We start from the raw sequence: 10,104 nt of genomic DNA on the forward strand, positions 1-10,104 counted from the left end.
GGGCGGAACCGGCTCGGACGCGGGAGACGCCGCGGGTCGGGTTGTCGGGGTCGAGACGGCCGCAGGGCCCGTCTCCGGTGCGACCGTGGTGCTCGCGGCAGGGGTGGCCACGGCCGCACTGGGCGCGCTGCTCGGCATACGCATCCCGGTCGACCCGTCGCCGGCGACGCTCTTCCAGTTCCGTGCTCCGGCCGGTCTGGTCCGCACCGTGGTCAACAACCGGGACTTCGATCTCCGGCAGGTCGCCGCGGACCGGCTGCTCGCCGCCGCAGACTCGCCCGAACTGACTCTCGCCGCCGTCCGGTCCACCTTCCGCGGCGCCGCGAACGTCGAGCTGCTCAGCACCCGGGTCGGCGTACGCCCCATGCCGGCCGACGGCGAGCCGATCGTCGGCCCGGTCGCTGAGGTGCCCGGCCTCTACGTGGCGGTGCTGCACTCCGCGGTCACGCTCGCCCCGGCCGTGGGCCGCCTGGTCGCGCGGGAGCTGGTCGACGGTGCCGTCGAGCCGGTGCTGGCGGGCTGCCGTCCCGACCGCTTCTAGTCGGGGCGCAGCTCTTTCAAGGCGTTCTCGATCGACCGGGGGAAGGACCCGTGTATGTCGCCTCCCGCGGCGTTCGCCACGATGTCCACGGCCACGGTGCGGAGCTTGACATGGCTGTGCTGGGAGACGCTCACCAGGACCTTCCACGCGTCCTCTGAAGTGAGGCTGTGCGCAGCCATGAGTACGCCCCGGGCGTGATCGATGACAGGCCGTCTCTCCAGCGAGAGACGCAAGTGCTCGATCGCCATTCGCACATCCTGCGGGTCATCGTTCACGACGGTCCTCGCTCTTCTGCGCGCTGAAGGCACCCCGAGTCTGCCCGGGAGGGGCGCAGCCTATCCCTGCCACTTCTTGGCTGGGCGCGGACGATCACCGGCCACCCCTGACCGTGCGGATGGCCGACGGTGACTCTGCCGATCACGGGCAGGGGGAGACGCTGAATCAGGCAAGGCGGCGTGTTGTGTTACTTAGCGGATGTTTTCTACCAATAGCTTCTGTGTATCTGTGCGCGATCTTTGTTGTCGCGCAGCCTCATGGAAGTGGAGATGTAATGCGCAAGCTTCGCGAAGCAGTTGTTGTGGCCGCCATGGTCGGAAGCGTCAGCATGCTCGGTGCCGGTATGGCCAGCGCCCAGGAGCTCCCGACGGTCAACTGCGAGCAGGACGCCAGCAGTGACAGCGTGGACTTCACCCTCGCCGGCACCCTGGCTCCGGTGACGACCGGCGCTGCGGGCGACGCCGACTCCAGCGCCACTCAGCAGATCTGCGGCATCGGCAACGACGACAACGAGAACACCGCTGGTGACTCTGCCGGTGGCTTCGGCACTTCAGTGCTCGGCGGCGCCCCGGTCGTCACCCCGTAGTCGCGACGACCGGCCCTGTCGATGCTGATTCAGGGGCCGAGCCTCCAAGGCTCGGCCCCTGAATCATGCCGTTCTCAGGGCAGACTGTCGGTTCGACAGCCCCCGGCATGCACCAAGCTCTCAGTGAGGTAGACACGCAGGGCCCCCCGCCGGAGCAATGTCCGGCGAGGGCCCACTTGCTTCGCGAAGCAATTCCTCAGTCAGGACCCTATCCCGCGAGCCTTCACGGTCATGTGAACACGCTGCTCACGGCGTGCCTCCGTCGGTCGATCGATGGGCGAGACGCCGTCAGTGTTGGACGTCCAACCGTGCCCAGCCACCGGCCGGATCTCTCAGATGAACCGATTGCGCCTTGCACGAGGCCGATCGCAGCGTTTGGCTCAGCGTTGCCCAAGGTCTGATCGCGATACGCAGACCGGGCCTCTGAATCGGGTAAAGCGGCGTGTTGCGTACTTAGTGGATGTTTTCTACCAATAGCTTCTGAGGCACCTGTGCGCGATCTTTGCGGATCGCGACCCAGCCCCTCAGGAGTGGAGAAGCAAATGCGCAAGCTTCGCGAAGCAGCCGTTGTGGCCGCCATGATCGGCAGTGTCAGCATGCTCGGCGCCGGTGTCGCCAACGCCGGCGGATGGGAGCACGAGGAGCTTCCGACCGTCAACTGCGAGCAGGACGCCAGCAGCAACACCGTGAACTTCACCATCGCGGGCACCCTCGTCCCGGTCATCACCGGCCAGGGCGGCGACGCTGACGCAAGCGCCACCCAGCAGATCTGCGGCATCGGCAACGACGACAACGAGAACACCGGCGGCACCGCCACAGGCGGCACCGGCACCGAGCTCCTCGCGTAATAGCGAAGCCTCGCGAAAGTACGCATTTCAGGGACCGAGCCCACTGGCTCGGTCCCTGAAGCATGTGAACACACGGCGCGAAATGCGGAAGCGTCAGTGTCATCAACGAATATGACGGCCAATCAGGTCAAGTGGCGTGTTGCGGGTCGGATGCGACTTCTCTCTTGAATAGCTTCGGGTATGCCTACGCGGTCGTTGCTGATCGCGATCTAGCCTTCATGGAACTGGAGAAGTAATGCGTAAGCTTCGCGAAGCAGCCGTTGTGGCCGCCATGGTCGCCGGCGTCAGCATGCTCGGTGCCGGTGCCGCCTACGCCGGCGGCGGGGAGCCCACCGAACTCCCGACCGTCAACTGCACCCAGGACGCCGACAGCAACAGCCTGACGGTCACCATTGCCGGCACGGCCGCTCCGGTGACCACCGGCGACGCCGGTGACGCTGACGCAAGCGCCACTCAGCAGATCTGCGGCCTCGGCAACGACGACAACGAGAACACCGCGGGTGAGGCCACCGGCGGCACCGGAACCTCGATCCTCTAGTCGCTGAGTTCTGTCTCGTTTCATGATTCAGGGGCCGAGCCCGCAAGGGCCGGCCCCTGAATCATGCGGTCCTCCGAGCGGAAGGCCCGACAGACAACCGCTTCGAAGTGCACCAGCTCTCATTCGGCAGACAGACAAGGCCCCCCGCCGGAGTAAGGACCGGCGAGGAGCCCATTTGCTTCGCCCAGTCAGCACCTCGCTCGGAACACTAGCCCGCGAGCCCTCACCGTCCAGTGAGCAAGCTGCTCACGGCGCGCCTGTTCCACGTCTCAGCAGTCCGGTTCGACCTGGTGGGAACGTCAGGCCAAACAGTCGGGGATCACTCTCGCCGGGGCGACTCGACTGGACCGTGCTTCGTGCTCCCACGTGCCGGATGGGAGGGCGACTCACGGCGAAACCCGGTGGACCAGGGGCGGGGTAACGGCTCTCAGGCGAGCATGTGCTCCTGCAGGTCAACGCTGATTCGCCCCACATCACGCAGCCGCAGCCGCGCTTATCGGAACGGCTCGTGGTGAGTTCACCTGGGTGTGGGGTCGGGGAAGGACCTGTCGCCGAAGAGGACCCGGCTTGCCGCGGCCCGGCCGAGTGGTGTGCGTAGCAGCGTGAACGCCGCTGCTGCTGTGGTCGGCGTCCGTACGCGGGCCAATCCCCGGCGCAGCATGAGGCGTCCGCGGAATCGGCTGCGGAGTGCGGCTCCGTCGTAGTGCGTCATCGTCTCTGGTTTCCCGGTGCACAGCGCGTCGTTGATCACTTCGGCTGCGAGCTCCGACTGCCGTAGGCACGGGTCCAGGCCGCCGGCGGTGAGTGGGGAGACTGCGCCTGCTGCGTCCCCCACGAGAAGTCCGTCGGCGCAGCTGATCCTGCGCAGCAGGCCGCCGACGGGGATGGGGCCTGCGCGTCGCTCCACCGTTTCGGGACGTTCGACGCCGGTCAGTCCGGGAGCGGAGGCGCTGAACCGTTCCGCCGCCCGGCGAAGGCCGTCTGGATAGCGGTCGGCATAGCCTGCGACGCCGACATGGGCGTGCTGCCCGTCGTTGATCACCCAGGCCAGGTATCCAGGGGCCAACGAGGGGTCGAGTACGCAGTGGAAGGTCGGTGGCTCGTCGCTTCCGGGTAGTTCGAAGACCTCTTCGGCGCCGACGATCATGTGGTGGTTGCGGTCGAGAGCGAGGTCACGGGCGACTCTCGAGCGGGCTCCGTCGGCGCCGACGACGAAGCGGGCCCGGACCACGGTCGGTCTGTCCCGACCGGCCAGGAGGAAGGTGTCGCTCTGTCGGCCGGCGTAGCGCGTGCCCAGTGCGATGCGTACGCCGGCGTCGGCTGCGGCGGCGGCCGAGGCTTCGTAGAGCGGTGCCATGTCGCCCACCCGGTATTCGTCGCGGGGGCTGGTGAGGCTCACCGGGCGGCGCAGGTTCGGGGGGTAGAGGACCACGCGTCGGATCGGTGGTCCCAGGCAGTCGGGGGGCAGCGGGAAGTCGTCGAGTGTCTTCCGTACGAAGATCCCTGTGGTGCGGATCGCGCCGACAAGATTGGCCCGGCGTTCGACCAGGAGCACGTCGTGTCCCTGTCGGGCGAGGAGTGTGGCGGTGTTCAGACCGGCCAGTCCGGCTCCGACCACCAGTACGTCGGTGTTGTCCGTGGCCCCGAGCCGGAGGGAGAAGTCGGCTGTCGTCATGGTGTGCTCTGTCCCTTGTGGGGTCCGTCACCGGTGCGCGCAGGCCCCACACGGCTGCGGACAGTGCGACGGCCGGGGCAGCGAGGGTGAGGCGTGCGGACGTCGACGGCGGACGTCGTACCCGGGGATCGTGTGCAGGGGCCGGCTGCCGCGACTGCGGTCACCACGGCGACGATCCGGCTGGGACGGATTCCCCGGGCTCGTCCGCGTCCCGCTCCCCGGCGCTCCCGGGCTCCCAGCGCAGCAGGTCCCCGGGCTGGCACTCGAGCACTTCGCAGAGCGCGGCGAGCGTGGTGAAGCGCACCGCCTTGGCGCGGCCGTTCTTCAGCACCGCCAGGTTGGCGGGTGTGATCCCCACCCGGTCCGCCAGTTCACCCACGGACATCTTCCGCTTGGCCAGCATCACGTCGATGTCGACGGCGATAGGCATCAGATCACCTCGGCCAACTCGGCCCCCAGCCGCGACGCCTCGACGTCGCGTGCGAGGGCCTGTGCGAGCAGCATCCGCAGCACGAGCACGATGAGCGCGACCCCGAAGACCGCCAGGGAGACCCCGCCCAGCAGGGCCACGACACCCGGGGGCACGGCCTCGCCCGGTGCCAGGACCACCCCGAGCGCGAACACCAGGAGTGCGGCCGCCACGAACGCGCCGATCACGAGGTCGACGTAGCGGAACGCGGCGTGCGAGAAGACGGTTCCACGCCGCACCATCGTCACCAGCCGCCATACGCCGAAGAGGACGACCTGGACCGTGACGAAGACCAGGACCGTGATCACGAGGGCCGGAGTGCGGTGGTCAGCAAGAAGGTTCTCCTTCATGGCGCCCGTCAGCATCGCCACCATCACCGCCTGGACGAGCACCGTTCCGGCGAGCAGCGCCACCATCACGGCGCGCAGTGCAAGCACCGTCAGCTTTCCCATCGTCGCTCCCTTGGTCGAATAGCAATAGAAATCTATTGATTATCGATAGGAATGGCAAGCCCTGGATTCATTCGTGGGACGGGTCCGCGTCCCCATACCCCCGGAAAGGGCTCCGTGCGCCCGAGGTGCTGAGGGCTTGGGCCGGCCTCCGGGGCCCATGGCCGGGCCATGCGCAATCGCTCGGGTCCGGCGTCGTCCTGACCGCCGGGCGTCAGCCGGATTCCGCTCATACACTGCAAGAACGGGCAATTCGTTCAACATGGTCATGGAAGAACATGCCTACAGCCTCGTTCACCCTGGACCACGCGGAGCACGTGACTTCGTGGAGTCCCGCTGCAGCCGCATGGTTCGGCCGATCGGCCGACGACGTGCTGGGCCGGCACTGCGGCATGCTCTTCGCCGGGACAGCGCTGAGTGCACTGGCCGAAGCCAGGGGCAGCGCGATGGCGGGCAACGACTACTGCCGGATCGTGCCGGTGACATCCGGTGACGGCGCCCGGCAGGACGTGCTGCTGACCTGCTCGCCGCTGACGCAAGGCGGCCGCGGCAGCGGACCGGAGAGACCTCCCGAGGGAAGCAGCGCCCCCGGGCTGCTGTGCCAGATCAGCGAGCTGCCGCCGCGCGGAGCCGGAGCGGAGGAAGCCGGCGCGTCCGCCCCGGGCGGCCTCCGTACACCCTTCATGGACGCCTTCGTGCAGACCTCCCCGCACGGCATGGGGATCCTCGACACGGATCTGCGCTACGTCATGGTCAACGACGTGCTCGCCAGCTTCAACGGGATCCCGGCGGAGGATCACATCGGCCGCGGCGTGAGCGAGGTCGTCCGGCCCGCGGACAGGGGCGAGTACGAGAAGCACCTGCGCAAGGTCCTGGAGACGGGCGAACCGCTGCACAACGTCCTGATCTCGGGCCGTACGGAGGGCCACCGTGACCGCGACGGGGTCTGGTCAGTGACGTTCTTCCGTCTGACCTCCGATGACGGCCGGGTACTGGGCCTGGGCGGTCTGATCGTCGACGTGACGGAGCGGCAGACCGCCCTGCTGGAGGCCTCAGGTGTGCGCCGGCGGCTCGACCTGGTGAATCAGGCCGGCAGCGAGGTCGGCACGACTCTGGACATGACGCGGACCGCGCGCGAGCTCACAGAGTTCGTCGTACCGGACTTCGCCGACTTCGCGACCGTCGAGATGCGTACAGACTTCCTCGACGGCAGCGCGTTCGCCGACCCCGGCAGGCCGGCGGCCACGGTCCTGCTCGCCGGGCGCGGCCCTTCGGGCGACCGCTCGCGCCGGGTGCAGGTGGCTGACCCCGGGGGGCGATACGTCCACCCGGTGGGGTCGCACGCGCACAGGAGCCTGTGCTCGGGGCTGTCCTGGCACACCGAGAAGCTGCGGGGAGGGAATGCCGCTGTCCTCGTCCCGGCAGAAGCACTGCCGGGCCTCCAGGAGTACGGCCCGGGTTCGGGTGTGATGGCGCCGCTGGTGGCACGCGGCCGGTGCCTCGGGCTCGTGACGTACGGGCGGTTCGCGGAACGCGACGCCCTGGACGAGGACGACCGGCGGGTCGCCGAGGAACTCGCGGCGCGCACGGCCCTGAATCTGGACAACGCCCGGATGTACGACGACGAGCGCCGGACGGCGGTCGCGCTGCAGCGCAACATGCTGCCGGGCGAGAAGGACATCCCCGTCCGGCAGGGCCTGGAGATCGGCTACCACTACTGGTCCACCAGCCGCTCCGCCGAGGTCGGCGGGGACTTCTTCGACGTCATCCCGCTCTCGGGCCACCGCGTCGCGCTGGTCGTCGGCGACATGATGGGCCACGACATCCACGCGGCGGCCGGCATGGGCCAGCTGCGCACCGCGATGCACACCCTGGCCAGACTCGACCTGGAGCCCGTGGAACTGCTGACGCGGCTGGACAACATCGTCGAGAGCAGCCCCGCGATGCAGCACGCCACCTGCGTGTACGCCGTCTACAACACCGTGACCCGGGAGTGCGGCATCGCGAGCGCGGGCCACCCGCCGCCGATGCTGCGGCACCGGGACAGCACCACCAGGCTGATCCCCGTCGAGCCCGGGGTGCCGCTCGGCATCGGGCTCGGAATCCCGGACTACCCCGTCACCGACCTGGTGCTGCCCGAAGGCGGCACGCTGGTGCTCTACACGGACGGTCTGATCGAACAGCGGGGCAAGGACATCGACGAGGGCATCGACGCCCTCGGGTCGGCGCTGGCCGCGCCGGGACCGTCGATCCTCTCGGTGCAGCAGTGGTGCGACAGCTTGGTCGCCGACCTGGCTCCCTGGTCGGCAGACGACGACCTCGCGCTCCTCATGGCGCGGGCGACGCCCATGCCCCGGCACCGGAGCGTCCGCTGGAGCCTCCCGTCCGAGGCCGCCATGGCGTCCAGGGCCCGGTCGCTCATAGACCGGACGCTGATCGACTGGGGCCTCGACGGCATGCGGGACACGACCCGGCTGCTGGCGAACGAGCTGTTCACGAACGCGTTCCGGCACGGCAGAGGCGACATCGGGATCCAGCTGGCCAAGGGCGGCAGCCTCGTGGTGGAGGTATCGGACTCGGACGAGCGCCTGCCGCATCGTGCCGACGTGACCTTCGACGGCCAGTGGGGACGGGGCCTGACACTGGTCAACGAGCTCGCCGCGAAGTGGGGGGCCCGGTCCTTCACGTCGGGCAAGGTCGTCTGGTTCGAGCTGCCGCTCGTCCGCTGACCGCGGGAGTCGCAGCGTGAGCCCGAGGGCGGCAGGCGTACCGGGGCCGGGCCCGGTGAAGTGCCGATCTGAGTATTCCGACTCATGTCAGCGGTGCGCGCGCCGCGTCAGGCTGCCCGGCATGGAGTACAACCAGCCGCTCGCACACTGCCCCGACTGCCGTGGACCGCTCGGGCAGGCGATGGAGCACGGAGAGCGGCAAGAGCACGGTCCCGTCAACTGCCCTTACTGCGCACTGCCGTTGATCGGCGAGGAGCACGAGGAGTTGCGGCGGATCGACACGGAGCTGGTCGGCCTGGACCAGCGGCGTGCCGCACTGTACGGGCGCCGTCAGACCCTGCTGGCCGGGCTGCGAGCCGCGGCGCAGGGTGCTGCGAAGGGCGCGCCGGCCCAGGGCGTCGCCCAGGGTGGGGGTCCGGGAGGCGCCTTCGGACCGGTGCCGGCGCACGGACCAGTGCCCCGGGCGTGGGCCGCGGGACAGGCCGAGACCTCCTCGTACACCGCACGCAACGTCCTGCTCGTGCTCGGCGGTGTGCTGCTCACCGTCGCCGCGTTCGCCTTCACGCTGCTGAACTGGGGCGGAATGGGCGTCGGCGGCCGTGCGGCGGTGCTCGGCGGGCTGACGCTCGGAACCCTCGCTGTGCCGCTCGTGCTGCTGCGCCGCAAGCTGGTGGCCACCGCCGAGTCCGTCGCCGGTTTCGGGCTGGCGCTGTTGGCGCTGGATGCGTACGCGCTCCACGAGGTCTGTTTTCCGTATACGGACGGTCTCGCCTATTCGGCGCTGAGCGCGGCACTGATCGCCGCGCTGTGGGCCGGTTACGGGCTGGCGCTGCCGGCACCGGGGCTGCGGCTGCCGCTGCCCTTCGCCGTCGGTGTCGCCCAACTGCCGCTGCCGCTCTGGTCGCTGACCCTGGACGGGACTTCGGATCAGACGGCCTTCGCACTCGCCGTGGCGCTGCTGCTCACCTTCGCGGCGGACGTCGCACTGGGGGTGTCGGGGCAGCGGGACGGCAAGGGCACCCGGGCGACCGCCCGGCCGGTACGGATGACGGCCGCCGTGGCGGCCGTGCCGGTGGGCGCGCTGATGATGGGCGTGACGCTGTCGATGCAGCCCAACGGCCTTGCCTCGGCCGCACGTTGGAGCGCCGTGCAGGCGGTGGCGGCGGCGGTCCTGCTCTATGCGGGACAGCGGCACCAGGCCCGTCGGCTGGCCGGCCCGCTGGGCACGGCGGCCGGGCTGGTGCTGATCACGGCGCTGGGGGGAGTCGTGTGGGCCGTGGTACGGGCCGAGGGCACGCCGGGCTGGGACTGGCGGGTGCTGGTGTATCTGCTTTGCGCGATGGGCCTGTTGGGCGCGGTGCTCGTCCTGCGCGTGGTGCGGGAACGACCTGCACCGCAGTCGGCCGGGCTCGTGGTGGCGGCCGTCGTGGTGCAGTGCGGAGCACTGCTGTGGGCACTGGTGCCGGTGGCACAGGCGGTGTTCGGGCCGTGGTTCTTCGCGGCACGCGCATGGGAGGGGCCGCCCCGCGGCCCGGTCCGTCAGGCCGTCGGCACTCACGCATGGACGGGTTCCGCCGCCACGCTGCTGATCCTCCTGCTGCTGGCGCTGTCGGTGCCGCTGCTCGCCGGAGGGCTCGGCGGAACCGCGCGCGACAAGCAACAGCCCGGAGATGAGGGCGCGTTGAGCCGTCTGCGGGCCGCCCGATCGTCTGTGCCCGTACTGCCCGTACTGCCCGCGCTGTGCGCGACCGCCGGTGCGACGGCGCCACTGGCACTCGGTCTGTCGTACGGTCCGACCGTGGCCGTCGTCGCCGCACTGGCGATCGCCCTGCTGGTCGTGGCTGCCACCGTGGCGGACGTCGCGACCGGCGTCACCGCTCTGGTATCGGGTCTCACTCTGGCCGCCACCGCGATCGGCTGGGCGCTCGCTCAACAGACCGCCACCCTCGGGGTGTTGGCCTTGCTCTGCGTGGCCTCCGCAGCGACCGCGGCC

At 69.6% G+C, this 10,104-nt stretch carries 9 protein-coding genes and 1 pseudogene; 6 read left to right on the top strand and 4 right to left on the bottom strand.

Annotation, left to right across the window (positions count from 1 at the left end):
• The coding region (locus H5J26_RS24165) for an NAD(P)/FAD-dependent oxidoreductase (RefSeq protein WP_181768065.1) at positions 1-541 on the top strand (541 nt) is incomplete at its 5' end.
• On the opposite strand, the gene H5J26_RS24170 is transcribed toward H5J26_RS24165, so the two are convergent.
• The gene (locus H5J26_RS24170; RefSeq protein ID WP_181768066.1) at positions 538-789 is read right to left on the bottom strand and encodes an ANTAR domain-containing protein; all 252 of its coding nucleotides are present in this window, start codon (positions 787-789) and stop codon (positions 538-540) included. The two genes, H5J26_RS24165 and H5J26_RS24170, sit on opposite strands and share 4 nt — an antisense overlap.
• Before the next feature lie 302 nt (positions 790-1,091).
• Between H5J26_RS24170 and H5J26_RS24175 the strand changes: the two genes are divergently transcribed.
• From H5J26_RS24175 to H5J26_RS24185, 3 genes are all read left to right on the top strand, one after another.
• Positions 1,092-1,403, top strand: coding sequence for a hypothetical protein (locus H5J26_RS24175; protein WP_181768067.1), 312 nt, complete (start codon positions 1,092-1,094; stop codon positions 1,401-1,403).
• Between the two features lie 542 nt (positions 1,404-1,945).
• Complete coding sequence (locus H5J26_RS24180; protein WP_181768068.1) at positions 1,946-2,251, top strand: hypothetical protein; 306 nt, start codon at positions 1,946-1,948, stop codon at positions 2,249-2,251.
• Positions 2,252-2,486: 235 nt separating this feature from the next.
• Positions 2,487-2,789 carry a hypothetical protein gene (locus tag H5J26_RS24185; RefSeq protein ID WP_181768069.1) on the top strand — a complete coding sequence of 101 codons (303 nt, stop codon included), beginning with the start codon at positions 2,487-2,489 and terminating at the stop codon, positions 2,787-2,789.
• Positions 2,790-3,306: 517 nt separating this feature from the next.
• Here the strand turns inward: H5J26_RS24185 and H5J26_RS24190 are convergent.
• From H5J26_RS24190 to H5J26_RS24200, 3 genes are all read right to left on the bottom strand, one after another.
• Positions 3,307-4,464 carry an NAD(P)/FAD-dependent oxidoreductase gene (locus H5J26_RS24190; protein WP_181768070.1) on the bottom strand — a complete coding sequence of 386 codons (1,158 nt, stop codon included), beginning with the start codon at positions 4,462-4,464 and terminating at the stop codon, positions 3,307-3,309.
• 160 nt (positions 4,465-4,624) lie between these two features.
• The gene (locus tag H5J26_RS24195; protein WP_181768071.1) at positions 4,625-4,894 is read right to left on the bottom strand and encodes a helix-turn-helix domain-containing protein; all 270 of its coding nucleotides are present in this window, start codon (positions 4,892-4,894) and stop codon (positions 4,625-4,627) included.
• Complete coding sequence (locus H5J26_RS24200; RefSeq protein ID WP_181768072.1) at positions 4,894-5,385, bottom strand: DUF2975 domain-containing protein; 492 nt, start codon at positions 5,383-5,385, stop codon at positions 4,894-4,896. The genes H5J26_RS24195 and H5J26_RS24200 overlap by 1 nt, the downstream gene beginning before the upstream one ends.
• A 275-nt stretch (positions 5,386-5,660) precedes the next feature.
• Between H5J26_RS24200 and H5J26_RS24205 the strand changes: the two genes are divergently transcribed.
• Both H5J26_RS24205 and H5J26_RS24210 read left to right on the top strand, forming a co-directional pair.
• Positions 5,661-8,111, top strand: coding sequence for a SpoIIE family protein phosphatase (locus H5J26_RS24205; protein WP_181768073.1), 2,451 nt, complete (start codon positions 5,661-5,663; stop codon positions 8,109-8,111).
• A 121-nt stretch (positions 8,112-8,232) separates the two neighbouring features.
• Positions 8,233-10,104 (top strand): annotated as a pseudogene (locus H5J26_RS24210) (hypothetical protein); the annotation flags it as partial.

Origin of the sequence: Streptomyces albidus (ex Kaewkla and Franco 2022), assembly GCF_013870515.1 — a bacterium.
GTDB lineage: Bacteria > Actinomycetota > Actinomycetes > Streptomycetales > Streptomycetaceae > Streptomyces > Streptomyces albidus.